At 70.0% G+C, this 263-nt stretch carries 1 protein-coding gene; it reads left to right on the forward strand.

Translation table 11 applies throughout. From position 1 onward, the window contains the following. Positions 1-263: HAD-IC family P-type ATPase (locus ACYQ0U_RS22870; protein WP_459976178.1), on the forward strand; the 263-nt coding region annotated here is incomplete at both ends.

Here is a 263-nt window from a genome sequence, read left to right on the forward strand (position 1 = left end):
GGCACACAAGGTCGCCATCGTCGCCGCGCTGACCAGCCGCGGCCACGTCGCCGCGATGACCGGCGACGGACAGAACGACGCCGCCGCGGTCCGCGCCGCCCACGTCGGCGTCGCCATGGGACGCACCGGCACCGACGTCACCAAGGAAGCAGCCGACCTGGTGCTGACCGACGACAACTTCGCCACCATCGTCCGCGCGGTCCGCCAGGGCCGCGGCATCTACGACAACATCGTCAAGTTCATCCGCTTCCAGCTCACCACCA

Source organism: Nocardioides pyridinolyticus (assembly GCF_054653575.1).